Annotated in this window: 16 protein-coding genes; 5 read left to right on the top strand and 11 right to left on the bottom strand. The window is 43.0% G+C overall.

The window, feature by feature from the left end; translation table 11 throughout:
• Positions 1–145: 145 nt before the first annotated feature.
• Positions 146–670: a gamma carbonic anhydrase family protein gene (locus tag T426_RS0121525; RefSeq protein ID WP_025863627.1), complete on the top strand. Its 525-nt coding sequence runs from the start codon at positions 146–148 to the stop codon at positions 668–670.
• A 162-nt stretch (positions 671–832) separates the two neighbouring features.
• Here T426_RS0121525 and gluP read toward each other — a convergent pair whose 3' ends face one another.
• Positions 833–2,050, bottom strand: coding sequence for a glucose/galactose MFS transporter (gene gluP / locus T426_RS0121530; RefSeq protein ID WP_036984295.1), 1,218 nt, complete (start codon positions 2,048–2,050; stop codon positions 833–835).
• Between the two features lie 297 nt (positions 2,051–2,347).
• Between gluP and T426_RS0121535 the strand changes: the two genes are divergently transcribed.
• Entirely contained in the window at positions 2,348–3,250 is a 903-nt protein-coding gene (locus T426_RS0121535) for a nucleotidyltransferase family protein (protein WP_244957732.1), read from the top strand.
• Between the two features lie 15 nt (positions 3,251–3,265).
• Entirely contained in the window at positions 3,266–4,363 is a 1,098-nt protein-coding gene (locus T426_RS0121540) for a phosphotransferase enzyme family protein (RefSeq protein WP_025863625.1), read from the top strand.
• Positions 4,364–4,432: 69 nt separating this feature from the next.
• Here the strand turns inward: T426_RS0121540 and murI are convergent, their stop codons facing one another.
• The 8 genes from murI to T426_RS0121580 all read right to left on the bottom strand — a co-directional run bounded on the left by murI (position 4,433) and on the right by T426_RS0121580 (position 12,482).
• Complete coding sequence (gene murI / locus T426_RS0121545) at positions 4,433–5,266, bottom strand: glutamate racemase (protein ID WP_025863624.1); 834 nt, start codon at positions 5,264–5,266, stop codon at positions 4,433–4,435.
• A gap of 126 nt (positions 5,267–5,392) precedes the next feature.
• Positions 5,393–5,899, bottom strand: a complete 507-nt coding sequence (locus T426_RS0121550) for an OmpH/Skp family outer membrane protein (protein WP_025863623.1) — start codon at positions 5,897–5,899, stop codon at positions 5,393–5,395.
• Between the two features lie 41 nt (positions 5,900–5,940).
• Positions 5,941–6,456 carry an OmpH/Skp family outer membrane protein gene (locus T426_RS0121555; RefSeq protein ID WP_025863622.1) on the bottom strand — a complete coding sequence of 172 codons (516 nt, stop codon included), beginning with the start codon at positions 6,454–6,456 and terminating at the stop codon, positions 5,941–5,943.
• 59 nt (positions 6,457–6,515) lie between these two features.
• On the bottom strand, positions 6,516–9,095 hold the full coding sequence (gene bamA / locus T426_RS0121560) for an outer membrane protein assembly factor BamA (protein WP_027586270.1): 2,580 nt from the start codon (positions 9,093–9,095) through the stop codon (positions 6,516–6,518).
• 1 nt (position 9,096) lies between these two features.
• A complete protein-coding gene (gene uppS, locus T426_RS0121565) occupies positions 9,097–9,837 on the bottom strand; it encodes an undecaprenyl pyrophosphate synthase (protein ID WP_025863621.1) in 741 nt (246 codons plus the stop codon).
• Between the two features lie 11 nt (positions 9,838–9,848).
• Positions 9,849–10,742: a DUF6089 family protein gene (locus T426_RS0121570; RefSeq protein ID WP_025863620.1), complete on the bottom strand. Its 894-nt coding sequence runs from the start codon at positions 10,740–10,742 to the stop codon at positions 9,849–9,851.
• A 177-nt stretch (positions 10,743–10,919) separates the two neighbouring features.
• Positions 10,920–11,798, bottom strand: coding sequence for an NAD kinase (locus tag T426_RS0121575; protein ID WP_025863619.1), 879 nt, complete (start codon positions 11,796–11,798; stop codon positions 10,920–10,922).
• 15 nt (positions 11,799–11,813) lie between these two features.
• Positions 11,814–12,482, bottom strand: coding sequence for a CBS domain-containing protein (locus T426_RS0121580; RefSeq protein WP_025863618.1), 669 nt, complete (start codon positions 12,480–12,482; stop codon positions 11,814–11,816).
• Positions 12,483–12,550: 68 nt separating this feature from the next.
• On the opposite strand from T426_RS0121580, the gene T426_RS0121585 reads away from it, so the two are divergent.
• On the top strand, positions 12,551–13,267 hold the full coding sequence (locus T426_RS0121585; protein WP_234406523.1) for a pyridoxine 5'-phosphate synthase: 717 nt from the start codon (positions 12,551–12,553) through the stop codon (positions 13,265–13,267).
• A 3-nt stretch (positions 13,268–13,270) separates the two neighbouring features.
• Positions 13,271–14,089, top strand: a complete 819-nt coding sequence (locus T426_RS0121590) for an alpha/beta fold hydrolase (RefSeq protein ID WP_025863616.1) — start codon at positions 13,271–13,273, stop codon at positions 14,087–14,089.
• Here T426_RS0121590 and malQ read toward each other — a convergent pair.
• On the bottom strand, positions 14,066–15,544 hold the full coding sequence (gene malQ / locus T426_RS0121595; protein ID WP_025863615.1) for a 4-alpha-glucanotransferase: 1,479 nt from the start codon (positions 15,542–15,544) through the stop codon (positions 14,066–14,068). The two genes, T426_RS0121590 and malQ, sit on opposite strands and share 24 nt — an antisense overlap.
• A 193-nt stretch (positions 15,545–15,737) precedes the next feature.
• On the bottom strand, positions 15,738–16,406 hold the full coding sequence (locus T426_RS0121605) for a hypothetical protein (RefSeq protein WP_025863614.1): 669 nt from the start codon (positions 16,404–16,406) through the stop codon (positions 15,738–15,740).
• Positions 16,407–16,430: the final 24 nt, after the last annotated feature.

The following is a 16,430-nucleotide window of genomic DNA, read 5'->3' on the forward strand; positions in this document are numbered from 1 at the left end:
AATTCCTCAAAAAAGTTAACCGTAAGGGAAAAGATTATAAACATATGTGACAAATTTAATGATTAAAGACTATCAGCGACTATGACATTCGACTTATTTCGTCCATAATATTAACTTTGGTAGTAAATTAAAATCAATTCAGATAATGGCCATTATACAACCTTTAAACGGAAAAACGCCAACCATGGGCAGTAACTGTTTTATTGCAGAAAATGCTGCCATCATTGGCGATGTTGAAACAGGCGACAACTGTAGTATCTGGTTCGGTGCGGTATTGCGTGGCGACGTGCATTACATCAAACTGGGTGATAATGTCAACGTCCAGGATAATGCAGTCATTCATGCGACCTATCAGAAGTCTCCTACTAACATCGGAAATAACGTCAGCATTGCACATGGTGCCATCGTTCACGGATGCACCATTCATGATAATGTCCTTATCGGGATGAACGCTGTGGTACTCGACGATGCAGTCATTGAAAGTAACTCCATCATCGCTGCCGGTGCCGTTGTTACAAAAGGTACTGTGGTTCGTTCCGGATCGGTGTATGCCGGTTCACCTGCCAGAAAGATCAAGGAAATCAGTCCTGAACTGCTGGAAGGTGAAATTCACCGGATTGCCAACAACTACCATATGTATGCGGGCTGGTACAAAGAAGGTGAAGATTAATTATTATTTGGCATCACATAATATGTTTTAGAATACCCATTCGGGACATTAATTTTGAAGTGGTTGAATTTACATCGTCCCGGAGAGATGATATCGTTGAAAAACAAAAAGAAAGGGTTACCAGCTGGTAACCCTTATCTATTTTCAGTTCAAATTATGATATTATCTTATTTTATGTCCTTTATAAGCATAGAAGAGTATGAAGAGATAAGCCGGGAAACAAACCCAGTAAGCAGCCTGGATTCCCACAAAGTCCTTTACTCCACCGAAAATCAATGGAAGAATCGCACCGCCAACAATCCCCATTACCAACAACGAAGCTCCGGTTTTGGTAAAACGGCCCAAATCGGCAATAGCCAATGGCCAGATGGCAGGCCACATCAACGAGTTCGCAAGGCCTAACAAAGCAACAAACCAAATGGAATATCTTCCGGCAACCAAGACAATCAATAACGAACTGACGATTCCTAGCCAGGAATTAATTTTTAATGCCGTATTCTGCGTAATTACTTTCGGAATAAAGAACACTCCGAACAAGTAACCAATAACCATAAAAATTACCGTATAGGTAGTATAGGTTGCAGGATTCCCCAGCCCAATACTGTCGGCATAATCCACAATGGTTGCCAGAGCAATGGTTTCAACACCGACATAAAAGAAGAGCGCAATAACGCCCAAAATCAGGTGTGGAAATTGAAAAATGCTGGTCTTTGTCCGTGCATATGTTGAAACCGGAGTTTCTTCCTCACTCTCATCCTCACCTTCCGCTTTAACCTCAGGCAGCGGAGCAAAGTAAGAGAAGATGCCTAATAAAATGAACATCCCAACAATCAGGTAGAATGGAAAGTACATTTTACCAAGTGATGGTGCATCGAGATTCAGAAACAAACTCAAAAATATCGGTGCCACAGCCCAGGCCGCCTTATTGATGATTCCCATAATACTGATGCGCATGGCTGCACTTTCCTGCGGTCCCAGAATAGTAATATACGGATTAACCGATGCCTGAAGCAACGTGTTTCCCATACCACTAATGAAAGACGCCAGCAGAAACAGTCCCAGACTCTCATAACGGGCCGATGGAACAAAAAGCGCAAGCCCTACAGCAAAAAAGAAAAACGAAACCATCATTCCCCGACGGTAACCAATTTTGCTGATGATCATCCCCGATGGATATCCAAATACAACAAATGCCGAGAACGTGGCTGCCAGCACCAGGTACGACTGGGCCGAAGATAAATCAAGTGCCTTCTTCAGGTAAGGAATCAGGTAACCGTTAATTCCAAGAGCAAATCCAATCACAAAAAACATGACTCCAATAATGATAATTGGAATCACATAATTATTCCGTCTTGAGTAAGTAGCTGTTTCTGCTGCCATTTTTGAATCAGTTTAGTTTATATAGAACAATACGTTGCTCACGAATATAATACTTTATTTTAATAGATTATTGCGATTTTCCCTTTGTCTGAGTGCGGGTTATGTCTACTTTTGAAGGGCAAAAACGCCGGCGATAAACTTTTAGAAAGTGCGCCAATGAAACTGAATTTATATTCAAGTCATTACATAAAAGACTAAAATTTTTAATAAGAAACTACTTTAGTAAGCTGGAATCTTCGAATAAATACCAAATGATTCCAACTTTTTGTAGTTTCATAAGACAAAACACACAACAAAATGATGAAACCGACTTTAGTGATTCTGGCTGCCGGTATGGGAAGCCGGTACGGAGGGCTCAAACAATTGGACGAAGTTGGCCCTAACGGAGAAGCCATTATCGACTATTCGCTTTACGATGCTATCAGAGCCGGATTTGGCAAGGTAGTATTTGTCATCCGTGAGGACTTCGCCGACGAATTCAAGGCACGCTTTGCACCACAGCTCGAAGGTAAAATAGAAGTAGCTTACGTTTACCAGGCACTCGACAAAATTCCTTCCGGTTACGATATTCATCCCGAAAGGGTAAAACCCTGGGGAACCGGACATGCTTTGTTGATGGCTGAACCGGAGGTAAATTCACCTATGGCAGTTATCAACGCCGACGATTTTTACGGACCACAGGCTTACCAGGAAATCGCATCGTTTTTGACTTCATCCACTGATAAAAATGAATACGGAATGGTCGGTTACCAGCTCGATAATACCTTGTCGGAATTCGGTTCCGTATCGCGTGGCGTTTGCCAAACCGACAGTTCTGGTCGTCTGACTGAAATCAACGAACGCACCAAGATTCAGAAAGAAGATGACGAGATTGTTTATTACGAAGACGAAAAGCGCTTTCCGTTGACCGGGAAAGAGCCGGTTTCAATGAATTTCTGGGGAGTAAAAACCTCTGTTTTCAAGTATCTCAACGAAGGTTTCCGTGAATTTCTGCAAGAAAAAGGTAACAAGCTGAAGTCAGAGTTCTTTGTACCGTTTCTCATTAACGATAAAATTGTCGACGGAACTGTTTCGGTAAAAGTACTAACTTGTGATTCGCCCTGGTTCGGCGTTACCTACAAGGAGGACAAACCTTATGTTCAGGGTAAATTGAAGAAATTAATCGCAGACAAGGTCTATCCCGAGAATCTATGGAAATAAACTAAAACCTGCTATATGACTAACCGTCAACTAAATCAAATTTTTAAATCTTTTAGCCCTAAAGGTCATGTAAAACACTGGGAACCTTTCGGGAACGGGCATATTAATGATACCTTTCTAGGGCGAAACCAGGAAAATGAAGCTTCTGATTTTATTCTTCAACGTAAAAATCACAAAATCTTTACGAATGTTCCCGGAATGATGGACAACATTGTTGCGGTAACAGAACACATTCGAGAAGGTATTAAGAAGTACCAAGAAGATGATATCGACAGGAGAGTAATGAAGTATTTTCCTGCCAGAGATGGTAAATGGTTTGTTAACGATCAAAAAGGTAATTGCTGGACGTTATTTCTTTACATTTCCGGTAGCCATAGTGTCGAAAATATCGAAAATCCGGAGCAGGCGATGATGGCAGCACGGGCATTCGGTCATTTTCAGCTACAACTGGCGGACTTACCCGGCAACAAACTGGTCGAAACCATTCCCAATTTTCACAACGGTATCTCCCGACTCAATGACTTCCGGAAAGCCATTGAAAAGGATGCAGCCGGGCGTGTAGCTGAAAACCAGGAACTACTCGAACAACTTTCAAAGCGGGGAGACGAAATGACGCGTTTGCAGAAATGGCTCGATTCAGGAGAACTCCCCCTGCGGATTACACACAACGATACCAAAATCAACAACATTTTGTTTGATGAAAATAACAGGCCGTTGTGCGTTATCGATCTCGATACGGTGATGCCGGGAAGCGCTTTGTACGATTTTGGCGATGCCATCCGAACCATCGGGAATACCGCAGCGGAAGACGAACCTGAGTTGTCGAAAATTGGCTTTGCAAAGGACATTTTCGAAGCTTTCGCAGAAGGTTACCTAACAGAGGCCGGTAAGTTTTTAACGCAAAAAGAAAGAGAGAATCTGGCCTTTTCGTGCCTCTACATGGCGTGGGAACAGGCCATCCGGTTTATGACCGATTACCTGAACGGAGACACCTATTACAAAACTGCGTATCCGGAACACAACCTGGTTCGGACCAAAGCTCAGTTCCGGTACCTCGAAGTACTGGAAGAGAACCGTGAAAAGATGGAGAGTTTTATCAGCAAAGCAGGGTAAGAATTTCCTGAAATATTCATGATATCTAACGGACGGGGAACGATGATTTTTCGTCCGTTTTTTCATACATTAAAGATGAATATGTTCTGCCTGCAACGATTCGCCAAAAAACATGCCTGCCCGTGTTTCGAAGTTTTCCACCGATTCGGTTGTGAGAAACCGACGCGAGCCACCTGTTGAACATTTCTGCTCGATTTCCGGGTGCCGCGTCAAATAATCAGCCAGTCGGTCGGCTACAATTGGTCCTTGTTCGAGTAACTGAATGTGTTTAGGGAGGAATTTCCGAATGGTTTCCGATAGCAGCGGGTAGTGCGTGCAACCTAAAATGACCGTGTCAATTTTGGCGTCTTTCTCCAACAATTGCTTCACATTCTTTTCAACGAAATAATCGGCTCCCGGCGTGCCAATTTCATTGTTTTCAACAATGGGAACCCACATGGGGCAAGCTTCCTGATAAGTCCGTACAGGATGGCCAACCGATATTTTTCGGATTTCCATCGGATACGATTCCGATTTTACGGTACCAGTTGTCCCCAATACTCCTACATGACCGGAACGAGTTACCTCCGGGATTCGTTCCACACTGGGACGAATCACTCCCAATACCCGACGAGTGGGATCGATGTTGGGCAAATCTCGTTGTTGTATGCTACGTAACGCTTTTGCTGAAGCCGTATTACAAGCCAGAATTACCAGGTGGCAGCCCATTTCAAACAGTTTTTCCACAGCCTGAAGTGTATACTCATACACCACTTCGAATGAACGGGTACCGTAGGGAGTGCGCGCATTATCGCCTAGGTAGAGATAGTCGTACTGTGGCAATTCATCAATGACCGAACGGAGAACCGTCAATCCTCCATATCCGGAATCGAATACGCCGATAGGCTTGTAATTTTCAGACATTATTTCCAGTTCTATTTCCAACCTGAAACTACAAAATTCTACTTAAACCAAGTGTTATCGACACCCTTAAAACAAAAAAAAGGACACTGTCTCACAGCGTCCTTTTTCCTGTACGAATATTTTTTCTTACTGAATCCCCAGTTTTTTCTTCACCAAAGGAAGAATATCCTCTGATTGAGTTGAGTGATAAAGAAGATTGTTGACATCGAAAACATAAATCAAACCTTCTTCTTTTGCCACTTCAGCGACAGCTGCTCGAGCTTTCTTTACAATGGGTTGGAATTGCTCTTCCTGCTTTTTCTGAAGATCCTGCTGAGCTACAGACTGGAAGTTCTGAATACGTTGCTGCAAATCCTGCAAATCATTTTCTTTTGCACTACGAACAGCTTCTGAAAGGCTGTCACGCTGAGCAATGTAGGCCTGTACCTTCGTTTGGTACTCTTTCTGCATAGTAGTCAGCTGACTCTCCAGCTCAGAAGCATGTTTCTGCATCGCTTTCTGAGCAGCATCACGTTCCGGCATGACCTGCAGTAGCTGGTTGAAATCGATATGCCCGAATTTATATGTCTGTGCTGAAGCGCTACCGGCGAAAAGGGCTACGAAAAGTACTATTACCTTTAAAATGTTTCTCATACTTGACTGATTTAACAAATTATTTCGCATAAATATAGATATTAATTCTTATATCCAAGTTTCTGCAGTACCTGATCACTTAAATCGTATTTGGGATTCGTATACAGCATACTCATACCCGAAGAACGGTCAAAGATTACGGCATAACTACCTTGTTCCGCAATTTCCTGGATTGCATTATAAACGTCGTCCTGAATAGGTTTAATCAGCGCCTCTCGCTTTTTATACAAATCCCCCTCAGGGCCAAAATACTGCCGCTGCAGTTTCTTGTATTCTTTCTCTTTCGAAACGATGACATCCTCCCGACGGCGTTTCATATCATCAGACAACAACACCGATTCGGCCTGAAAATCCTTGTACATTTGATCCAACTCAGCGTGAAGCGTTTCCAGCTCTTTCTGATATTGCTTCGAAATTTTATCCAGTTGATCCTGCGCCGCATGGTAAGCTGGAATATTATCAAGAATATATTTTGTATCGACGTAAGCATACTTTTGGGCATATGTATAGCCCACCATGCTTACTAACAGTGTAAAAAGGAGAACGATCTTTTTCATAATTCGTGTTTTGAATGAAATTTCTCAAACAAAAGCAAAAACCAGACCAACTTTTCAGCTTAGAATTGCTGGCCTATGATAAAGTGGAACTGACTTCCGTTTGCGTTCGCCTTGTAAGCATCATCAAATCCGTAACCCCAGTCAAATCCCATCAAACCAAACATCGGCAGGAAGATACGGACTCCAAGACCAGCTGAACGGCGAATATCAAACGGGTTATAGTCTGAGAAATCATACCAGGAATTACCACCTTCGGCAAATGCCAACCCATAAATTGTGGCTGACTGACTCAGTGTAATCGGATAGTGAAGCTCCACCGTAAATTTCTCATAAAGGTTACCTCCGCCAATTGGTGTTAACGAGTTATTCTCATAACCTCTCAATCCAATGACATCGCTACCGACCATACTATAACCAGACATTCCATCACCTCCCAGCTTGAACTGCTCGAACGGAGAACGACGATCTTTATTGTAGTACCCCAAGAATCCAGCTTCAAATTTGGTTCGAAGTATTAACTTGTCATTTCTTGAAACCGGTGTATACACGTCACCTTTGAATTTCCACTTGTGATATTCGATCCATTTATATCGCTGAGATTTGGATAAATTCGGGTCAGCGTAGTTTACCCCGTCAAAAGACGAATATGGCGGCGTTAACTGAAGCGATAAAGAAAAATTGGATCCTCTACGGGTATATAATGGATTGTCAAGCGAGTTGCGCCCGAGAACCGTCTTGAAACTAAGGATATTAGAAGCCCCGTTACGAAATAGGAAATAATCCCAGTTCTGAAGATTAAACAACTGGTACGACACCTCATTGTAAAGAGTAAAGTAGTCATCAGGCCAACTCAGGCGTCGTCCTAACCCAACGGATGCACCAAACATTGTCATCTGCTGGGTAATCTGGTAATCGTACATGTTTGAGTATCCGCCATAACCACCGTAACTACTACCATAGTAACTACCGGAACCGTAACTTCCGTAACCATACGGGTTGTAGCCTCCATAGTTATAGGCGGAGTTACCACTTGTTTGTTTAGTGTAGGAAACTGATAAGCTAAATGAGTTCGGCTTCTTTCCTCCCAGCCAGGGTTCAATAAATGAAAAACTATATGACTGATAATACGAACCGTTGGTCTGCGCACGCAAGCTCAGCGTTTGCCCGTCACCCGTTGGAAGCGGGCGCCATGCTTTTCCGTTGAAAATATTGCGAACTGAGAAGTTGGTAAATTTCAAACCAACTGTTCCCACAAACATACCGGCTCCCCAACCTCCAGAAAGCTCAATCTGGTCGTTGGCACGTTCTTCCAAATGATAGTTGATATCCACCGTTCCATCTTCAGGATGCGGAATCACTTGCGGATTAATGGTTTCAGGATTAAAGTGTCCGAGCTGAGCCAACTCCCTTACCGAACGAATAATGTTATCCTTGCTGAAAAGCTGTCCGGGACGGGTACGCAATTCGCGGCGAGCAACGTGCTCATGCGTTTTTGTATTTCCGGAAATAATAATGCGGTTGATGGTTGCCTGCTGCCCTTCATAAATACGCATCTCGTAATCGATGGAATCGTTTTGCACTTTCGTTTCCACCGGATTAATATTGAAGAACAGGTAACCGTGGTTCAGGTACAAATTACTTACCGCATCGTCATCTTCCCTGAGCCGCTTGTTTAGTAATTTTTGGTCGAAGATGTCGCCTTTCTTAATTCCAAGAATATGACTCAGGTATTCTGAAGTGTAGACAGTATTACCTACCCAGCTAATATTTCTGAAATAGTAACGATCGCCTTCGCTAATCCATATTTTAATACTAACCGTATTATCGGGATTTTTATATACTGAATCAGCCGTGATCTGGGCATCACGATAACCTTCTTCATTATATTTCTTGATAATATTTACTTTGTCTTCCCCATACTTGTCTTCCAGGAATTTCTTGGAACGGAAGAAGTGTTTCAGACCTTTATCCTTGGTCTTTTTCATGGCATGTTCCAACTGTCCTTCAGTTAATGCCTTATTTCCATAGAAGGAAATTTTCTGAATCTTCACTTTCTCCTTTTTGTTGACATTAACGTCGAGAATCACATGGTTTTCCTTGGAAGGATCATCGCGTTGAACCACGTTCACTTCGGTATTGAAGAAGCCTTTACCATGATAGTAATTGAGAATCTGACGTTGTGCATTGTTAATCAGGTTATCGGTAACCTGACCACCAATAATAAGCAATACCTTCTTCTCAATTTCGTCCTTTTCACCCTTAGTCACACCATTATAGTTAACCTGAGACAATCGGGGACGCTCCTGAAGATAGATATTGAGCCAAATTTTGTTACCAACAATTTTCGTTGCGGTAATTTTCACGTCGGAAAATAATCCCTGACGCCAATATTTTTTAATCGCGGCAGTAATTTTATCGCCGGGCACGGAGACTTCGTCTCCTACCTGCAAGCCGGAAAGCTTTTTAAGGACTTCTTTATCCAGAAAACGAATTCCACTAATTTCGATGCCACCAATGGTATACATTTTCTGGCTGTCGTAATAAATGGAAAAGTTGGTACTGTCGGCTACCACCTGGGCAAAAACACCTGCACTACTACTAAAAATTAAAAGGAAAAAGAGTATCAGTTTTTTGTACATGTCAGATTCTGATTTGTTCACTAGTTTTACCAAACCTTCTCTCTCGCTGCTGGAAATCGGCAATGGCTTCAAATAAGTCATCTTTTCTAAAATCGGGCCATAATTTTGTGGTGAAATAAAATTCCGTATAAGCAATCTGCCACAGCAGGAAATTACTTACCCGGTATTCTCCACTGGTTCGAATCAACAATTCCGGATCAGGTATCCCTTTTGTTGTGAGATAATTATCGAAAAGGTTTTCATCAATCTGAGTGGTCTTTATTTTTTCGCTACAGGAATCCTCCACCAAACGACGCACGGCATTCAGAATTTCCCATCGACCTGAATAACTCAGGGCCAATACAAGATTCAATCCAGTGTTTTCTGATGTCAGAACCATTGCTTCCTGCAACTTGATACGGGCGTTTTCAGGCAGGCTATCCGTATCTCCAATGGTCATCAGTTTTACATTATTCTTATTTAAATTCTCCGCTTCACTAGTAATAGCATGAACAAGGAGCGACATCAGCGCCTCCACCTCCTCTTTGGGACGACTCCAGTTTTCGGTCGAGAATGCATAAAGCGTCAAATACTTCAAGCCAGCTTCACCAGCACCTTCAACCGTTGAACGCACTGCTTCCACACCTTGCTCATGACCAAAGATCCGCTCATTCCCATGTTGTCGTGCCCATCTTCCATTGCCATCCATTATTATGGCAACGTGATTCGGCATGTACTCCTTATTCAATTTATTAATTCCCATTTTCTTAATCACTAGTCGTATACCGGACAATTCTTTTTACCGTCCCACAACAAGATGATGAAGGAAACAGTAAACGTTGACAACCAGTCGTTATTATGCAAGGTACTGGACGAGAACTTATCAACATAGCCGGCATATGTTTGCCTGACTCCTGTTGGATCCGTTGGATCCGGTACCATGGATGTGTCGAAGTAATGGAACCGAATCGGATCATCCAGATTGTCGATATTGTCCGTAAAGGTTTTCCGAACCATCGCTTCTACATTGATGGCAAAAATATCGGAAATATTCCACTTTACACCCATCCCAACCGGAATAACCGGAGAAAAAGCATCTAACCCATTAGTAGTGTGTCCATTTGCATCAACATAGGCATTATAAAAAAAATTGCCGCCCTGAGGAATTCTCGGCTGCTGATTCAAAATTAACGTACCACTACCGTTTGCCCTTGTGTACATTACGCCTATTCCAGCAGATATATAAGGTGTAAAGGAAGCCTTTTTGCTTCCCAGTTCATAATCTTTAAAATTGAACTCAAAAATCCCTTCGAGCATCTGGATGGATCGTTGAAATGAATAATACTGCGATAAATCACGTGGGTAATGATATGCCAATGAATTCTGAAAAGTAAATCCCAAATCGGGCTGCGAAAGATACACATCGTTGTATATTCCTTTCACATTCATTGAGGCAATCATCAACTGTGCCTTTACCGCCATTCGTTTATTCATATTCCAACGCGCAAATACGCCAAAAGCCGGTGAAAGCGACTTCATGTAATCAACCTGCTGAACATCTCCCCAATAAAATGCTAACCCAGTCATAAGACCGAGATCCGCAGTTTTCTGAGCCTGAACCTTCATACCGGTCAGGAAAATTGCCGTAATGATTAGCAGTTTCTTCATCCAGTTTAAATTATTGAGCCGACAATTTAAAACCGTTCTGTTGAATATATCAGTCCAAAATTCATCTGTCCGACTCAAGGTTTACAAATGTAATAGATTCGCAGAATTTTCCTTCCGCTCTTACCATAATAAACCGATAAAAGCGTGAAAAATTGCATCTTTAACCGGATAAAGAATTCAGTTTCGACGATCGACTCCCCACATTAATTTGGTTCGTAATGTTCCGTAAAAACTGTGATTGAAAAGTTTGAGAACCTTAATACCGAAATCGGCTTTACGTAATCGAATTTCCTTTCCCGATTCACATACAGCTGAACGGGAATCAAGTGTGGTCATAAAACGACCACCCCGCCCCTCAACCGTCAATGTAATTTGTTGGTAATCGGGAATGACTACCGGCCGGATATTCAAATTATGCGGCGCAATCGGACTAATGATGAAATTCGAAGCCACCGGCGGTATCACCGGACCTCCTACACTTAGCGAATAAGCGGTTGAACCGGTTGGTGTCGATACGATTAATCCGTCGGCCCAATAGGAATTTAAAAACTCATCCCCCACTTGGGTATGAACTGTTATCATTTGCGAAGTATCCCTCTTATGCACTGTGAATTCATTCAGCGCATACGGGAAATCGGCTAACGTACCATTATCGTCTTCCAGCTTTATCAAAGAACGCGTTTGCAGACGATAGCGTCCTGCGAACAGGTCCTCTAGGGCATACTCCAGTTCCTCCTGGGCAATGTCGGCTAAAAATCCCAGCCTTCCACTGTTTATCCCCACCATTGGAATTCCGGAGTCACGAACAAACGAAACACCCTCCAGAAAAGTTCCATCTCCACCAATACTGAAAAAGAAATCTACATTCTTCAGTTCTTCCGGCGTAGAGAAGTCTCCCGGCACAGCCGGATCGCACTTAACCTCCTTGCAGAGATATTCGGCGAAAGGCTGATAGATTACCACATCTACATTGTGTAGATGCAGAATGTCAAACAAACGTTTCAGACTATCGTAAAAAACCGGATTAATTGTTCTACCGAATATGGCTATTCTCATGAATTGCAGGCATTTTCAAGTATTCAGATAACGCATAAACTGATCGAAGCGATCATCATACAGATTATTTATGCGCGAATCGTCCATGTATGTGGCCTTAATATTGTAATCGTAACGGGTGAATGTTTGTATGACACCCGACAAATCCATTTTGTTCAATTTGATGGTCACGTCCAGTTCCTTGCTCGATTCGGATGGGCGGCTTACATAGAAACTAAGTATCTTGGCATCATTGCTTTCCACAATCTGTGCAATTTGCGAAAGCGAGTAATCGGTTTTACACAATTCCAGCACTATAATTCCGCCAGGCTCGTTTACGGCCACCAAATCCGACAGTTTCCGGTTCACTTCCCTTTGCGAAATGGCTCCCATATAAGAGTGATCCATATCGAGTACCGGAACAACGGTCACACCGCATTGCGAAGCAATACCGACGACCTCAAAAATATGCTGATTTCGATGCACATGCGGCTGCGGCATATTAATACCATATTGTTCAATTTGTTCCTCAAAATTGTCAGCATTATATATATCCTGATCGGATATAATGCCAAAATATTCCGCACCATTCACTACCGGAAGATGGTTCACATGAAACACCTCCATTAAATTCAGAGCTTTAAGTCCTGTTTCTTCAAGACTTACTGTCGGAATACTGTCGGATATGAGTTCGCTGGCAGTCACAATATGATATATTTATTTATTCATTTGCAATCTAAATTGTAAATTGCGCATTCAATCAATATTTGTAAATGATGACACGCTTAAGTGTAAATATAAATAAAATAGCAACACTACGAAATTCGCGGGGAGGCAATATTCCCAACGTTTTGGAGGCTGCCATGAACTGTGAGAAATTTGGAGCCGAAGGAGTTACCGTACACCCCCGCCCGGATGAACGACATATCCGTTACAACGATGTTCGGGAGATTCGCCCACTGATTACCACCGAGTTCAACATCGAAGGATATCCTTCCAAAAAATTTATGGATTTGGTACTGGAAGTGAAACCTCATCAGGTAACACTTGTCCCCGATGGCCCTGATGCATTGACCTCCAATGCTGGTTGGAATACACTTGACAATAAAGAGTTTCTGACAGAAATAATCGGCGAATTTAAAAAGGCAGGTATTCGTACTTCGGTTTTTGTGGGAACTGAAGCCCGCTTTATCGAAGGAGCAGCCAAAGTTGGTGCCGATAGGGTTGAATTGTATACTGAACCTTACGCCACGGATTATCCTGCTGCGCCGGAAAAAGCCATTGCACCTTTCATTCAGGCTGCTGAAGTAGCCATGGAATCGGAGTTGGGCCTGAACGCCGGTCATGATCTAAGCCTGGAGAATCTCCGCTTCTTCAATCAAAACATTCCCGGTCTGCTCGAAGTCTCTATTGGCCACGCCTTAATCTCCGAAGCCATTTATCTTGGTTTGGAATTGACTATTTTAAAATACAAAGAGTGCCTGAGGTAATTTATGCGTGTTTCACTGAAGTTTAAGAAAATGGGCTCCGGCCCGAATATGGTTATTCTGCATGGGCTATATGGCTCTTCGGATAACTGGCTCACCATCGGAAAACATCTTTCAGAATCCTATACAGTTTACCTCCTGAATCTTCGGAATCATGGTGATTCGCCCAATGCTGATGTCCATACTTTTGAAGCCATGAGCGAAGATGTGGCCGGCTTTTTCGAGGAACAGGAGCTGGATAAAGCCACCGTCCTGGGTCACAGCATGGGTGGAAAAGTGGCCATGCATTTCGCTGCTGATTACCCTGACAAGGTGAATTGCCTGATTGTTGCCGATATAGCTCCCAAAGATTACACTGAACTCGACCGATCGAAATCGAATTTCCACATGCATCAAACCATCCTGGAATTATTGGACGAGCTTGATTTAAGTCAGGTGGAAACGCGAAAGGAGATCGACCAGTATTTGGCGACCAAATTAGATGCTGTGGGGCTACGGCAATTTTTACTGAAAAACATCAAACGCACAAAGGAAGGCAAATTCATGTGGCGCTTAAATGTTCCTGTGCTGAAAAAATATCTGCCACAAATCATTAGCGAAGTCAATGCTGAATGGTTTGAAGACAGAAAGCCCATTCTCCGCTACCCGGTGACATTTATCCGAGGCTTGAAATCGAAGTACATTAATGATGAGGATATTCCGGCGATTGAAGAAATTTATCCGGATGCGCGCATCATCGATATTCCCGATGCAGGTCACTGGTTACACGCCGAGCAACCTAAACTGTTTCTGCAAGCAGTTTTATCGTGCGTACAGGCGGGTTAGTTTCAATAGCTTTTCGCCATGATGACGATGTAACTCCCGTTGGGTAAATCGCCAATTCCAGTTTCCGTCGACCGTACCCGGTGTGTTCATTCGCGCCCGATCATTAAGTCCCATTACATCCTGCAAAGGAATAATAGCTGTTTCAGCGACCGATGAGAGGGCCAGCCGGATAAGCTGCCAGTGTTTCTCCTCTTTTGGATTTGGCAAATGGGGAAGCACTTCTCTTCGCTCTTCAGCTTTTAGAGATTTCCACCAGCCTCGTGTCGTATTATTGTCGTGGGTTCCGGTGTAAACCACAAAATCAGTTTCGTAATTGTGCGGAAGGTATTCGTTGTCGCTTCCACTCTCAAAAGCAAACTGAAGCACTTTCATTCCGGGGAATCCGTATTTCTTCCGCAATGCGTGAACTTCATCCGTAATTGTTCCCAAATCCTCCGCAATGATGGGCAAGTTTCCCAACTGAGCGCGTAAAATACGGAACAACTCATCTCCCATGGCAGGAAGCCACTCTCCCTTTACCGCCGTTTTTTCGCCATACGGAATCGCCCAAAATGACTCCAGCCCCCTGAAATGATCAATACGAACCCGGTCGAACATTTTCAGGTTGAAATGAATACGTGCCATCCACCAGTCAAATCCCCGTTCTTTCATGCGTTCCCACTTGTAAAGTGGGTTTCCCCAACGTTGCCCCGTTTCGCTGAAATAATCGGGAGGAACCCCGCCAACTTTTACAGGCTTTCGCTTTTCGTCCAGCATAAACAGATCCTGATTGGCCCAAACATCGGCGCTGTCATACGAAACATAAAGCGGAATATCACCGAGAATTTCAACTCCTTTTTCGTTAGCATAGTGTTTTAATGCAAACCACTGTCGAAAAAAAACAAATTGCAGGAATCGCTGATATTCCACATCTTCCCGAAAACGGCGAAAATGGAAATGAAGTGCTCCTTCAGTCCGGGTTGCCAGGGCATCTTCCCAATAGTTCCAATTCTTACCCTTCAGATTTTTGTGACACGCGTAAAAAAGTGAATACGAATCGAGCCACCAGGCATGTTCATCCCAAAACTGTGTATATTCCGGAAGACCGAAACCACCGGTTTCCCGGAAACGAATAAATGCTTTTTGCAAAAGAGGTTCCCGAAATTCAATCGCTTCGGCAAAATCAGCGCAATGACTGGAAAAATGAGGAACCGTACTTAAGTCACCTGTTTCCAGATAACCTGATGAAACCAACTCATCCAAATCGATCAAATTTGGATTTCCGGCGAAAGCCGAATAACACTGATAAGGAGAATGGTTGAACCCGGTTGGATTTAACGGCAGAATTTGCCACACTTTTTGGCCATGTGCGTACAGCCAGTCAACAAACCAGCGTGATTGTGATCCAATTGAGCCTATTCCATATTTCCCCGGAAGGGATGTAGGATGCAATAATATTCCACTTTCTCGTTTCATCGGGACGATTTATGTTCCGGTCGTACATCGGAATGCCGCAAAGATAAGAAAGATGACGTACCAGAATGAACGAGCAACCGCTCGTTTTGTGTGTGCACAATCAAAAAAAATGGCTGCCTTCATCAAGACAACCATTTTCCAGAACTGGCAGAATATTTTCTGCGCTTTTCTTCTTCCATTTTCCATATTAATTTTATCCTACTGCTGCCAAATGTTTCGGCAACTGAAACATTTCGATAACTTGCGGCTTGCCTATAAAGACTTTCTTCGCAACATCCGAAATGAGCAGCACCTTGGCATACAACTCATTCATACGTGCCAATCTCAATGATTGCAACCGCTTCTGTTCAACCTGTTGCTGATTGAGTTTTTGGCCCATAGACTGTAGTTCACCTCTCAGGACCCTAATTTGCCAATAATAATCTGGTGGACAATGGACACCCTGAAGGGCCGAACGGTGTTTTTCCACCAATTTTTGCAACTCCTGCAATTTCATCAGCATTTGATTGCGATTGGCACTGGCCCGTTGATAATCACAAAAACCGAGTTGCTCCCAAACCCTTCTGTCATGCGGAAAAGCTGCCTGAATGTACAATCGGAGTGACCGAAATACAATGCACGCATTTTCCATCTTTTCTTTAATCTCTTCCTCCAACAGACTAATTTCTTCATCCAGGGAGTCGGTTGCAGGCACTGATTTTGCCTCCTTTAAGGTACGTTGAAATTGAATCAAAAAATCTTCATTTATGGCCGGAGTATGATCCGTTAACTGCCGAATGTACAATGGGAGAAGATTTTTAATTTCTGATCCGATCCGGACCAACTGCGCATCGCTGAACTGGTAATTTCTTCCTACATCCATAATCATAAAATTTTTACTGTAATT

It is taken from the genome of Prolixibacter bellariivorans ATCC BAA-1284, assembly GCF_000621705.1.
GTDB classification, from domain to species: Bacteria; Bacteroidota; Bacteroidia; order Bacteroidales; family Prolixibacteraceae; genus Prolixibacter; species Prolixibacter bellariivorans.

Coding starts and splice junctions, on each gene's coding strand:
- T426_RS0121535 (WP_244957732.1), top strand. CDS start 2,348: ATGATGAAACCGACTTTAGTGATTCTGGCTGCCGGTATGGGAAGCCGG.
- T426_RS0121525 (WP_025863627.1), top strand. CDS start 146: ATGGCCATTATACAACCTTTAAACGGAAAAACGCCAACCATGGGCAGT.
- gluP (WP_036984295.1), bottom strand. CDS start 2,050: ATGGCAGCAGAAACAGCTACTTACTCAAGACGGAATAATTATGTGATT.
- uppS (WP_025863621.1), bottom strand. CDS start 9,837: ATGGGAATTAATAAATTGAATAAGGAGTACATGCCGAATCACGTTGCC.
- bamA (WP_027586270.1), bottom strand. CDS start 9,095: ATGTACAAAAAACTGATACTCTTTTTCCTTTTAATTTTTAGTAGTAGT.
- T426_RS0121555 (WP_025863622.1), bottom strand. CDS start 6,456: ATGAAAAAGATCGTTCTCCTTTTTACACTGTTAGTAAGCATGGTGGGC.
- T426_RS0121540 (WP_025863625.1), top strand. CDS start 3,266: ATGACTAACCGTCAACTAAATCAAATTTTTAAATCTTTTAGCCCTAAA.
- T426_RS0121570 (WP_025863620.1), bottom strand. CDS start 10,742: ATGAAGAAACTGCTAATCATTACGGCAATTTTCCTGACCGGTATGAAG.
- T426_RS0121585 (WP_234406523.1), top strand. CDS start 12,551: ATGATGACACGCTTAAGTGTAAATATAAATAAAATAGCAACACTACGA.
- T426_RS0121590 (WP_025863616.1), top strand. CDS start 13,271: ATGCGTGTTTCACTGAAGTTTAAGAAAATGGGCTCCGGCCCGAATATG.
- T426_RS0121605 (WP_025863614.1), bottom strand. CDS start 16,406: ATGGATGTAGGAAGAAATTACCAGTTCAGCGATGCGCAGTTGGTCCGG.
- malQ (WP_025863615.1), bottom strand. CDS start 15,544: ATGAAACGAGAAAGTGGAATATTATTGCATCCTACATCCCTTCCGGGG.
- T426_RS0121575 (WP_025863619.1), bottom strand. CDS start 11,798: ATGAGAATAGCCATATTCGGTAGAACAATTAATCCGGTTTTTTACGAT.
- T426_RS0121550 (WP_025863623.1), bottom strand. CDS start 5,899: ATGAGAAACATTTTAAAGGTAATAGTACTTTTCGTAGCCCTTTTCGCC.
- murI (WP_025863624.1), bottom strand. CDS start 5,266: ATGTCTGAAAATTACAAGCCTATCGGCGTATTCGATTCCGGATATGGA.